At 44.5% G+C, this 1099-nt stretch carries 1 protein-coding gene; it reads left to right on the forward strand.

All coding sequences use genetic code 11. From position 1 onward, the window contains the following. The first annotated feature begins 61 nt into the window (after positions 1 to 61). Positions 62 to 1090 (forward strand): IS630 family transposase, encoded by a 1029-nt coding sequence (locus tag L1267_RS23600; protein ID WP_235384426.1) that lies wholly within the window; start codon positions 62 to 64, stop codon positions 1088 to 1090. The last annotated feature ends 9 nt before the right edge of the window (positions 1091 to 1099 follow it).

Raw genomic sequence — 1099 nt, forward strand, 5'->3', positions numbered from 1 at the left:
TATACCCGTGATCATTGAAGGTGCTTGATTTTCCGTAAAAATAGGATCATGCTACGCCACTATGAAAGTAACGCTATCTCCACAGAAGAAACAAGAACTCGAACAGATGCACGATTCCGCTCGTGACAGTCGAGTGTGCGACCGTATCAAAGCGGTTCTGCTTGCTTCCGAAGGTTGGAGCAACGTAATGATTTCTCAGGCGCTTCGTATTCATGAAACTACGGTTGCACGTCATATCAACGATTATCTCCAGTCTGAGAAGTTAAAGCCTGAGAACGGTGGCAGCCACAGCAGAATGTCTGCTGCTCAAACCATGCAACTCATTGAGCACTTGGCTGAGAACACTTACTTCCATACTCACCAAATCGTTGCCTATGTAGAAGCAGAATTTAGTCTTCGCTACAGCGTGGCGGGTATGAATAAATGGCTACATCAAAATGGGTTCTCATACAAAAAGCCCAAGGGTGTGCCTCATAAGTTCTGTCCAGAAAAGCAGCAAGCCTTTGTCGAGTATTACAATAAAGTCCTTAAGCCGAGCGAAGCCCCAGTATTGTTTATGGATGCTGTCCATCCGACTCAGTCGACAAAACTCAGCTATGGCTGGATTCGAAAAGGTCAGGACAAGCTCATTGAAACAACGGGTAGCCGTACGCGCCTAAATCTAATCGGTGCGCTTTCTCTGGAAAACATTGGTGCAACGGTCACTGAAACGTATGAAACCATCAACAGTGAAAGCATTGTTCGCTTTTTCTGGAAACTGAAGAAAGAGCACTACCCACTGGAGCAGAAAGTACACCTTATCTTAGATGGTGCAGCCTATCATCGAACTAAATTGGTGAAAGATGCAGCAAAAGTGCTTAATATCGAGCTTCACTACTTACCGCCATACAGTCCGAACCTAAATCCGATAGAGCGGCTCTGGAAAGTGATGAATGAGCATGCTCGGAACAATGTTTACTTCTCATCCAAGAGAGAATTTATCTCCGCAATCAAAGAATTTTTCGATGTGACCCTACCAAAAGTTGCAGGTTCGCTGGTATCCAGAATTACGGATAATTTTCAGCTACTCAAACCTGCATCTTCAAGTTGAATGGGTATA

Origin of the sequence: Pseudoalteromonas sp. OFAV1 (assembly GCF_021532595.1) — a bacterium.
Classification (GTDB): Bacteria; Pseudomonadota; Gammaproteobacteria; order Enterobacterales; family Alteromonadaceae; genus Pseudoalteromonas; species Pseudoalteromonas lipolytica_C.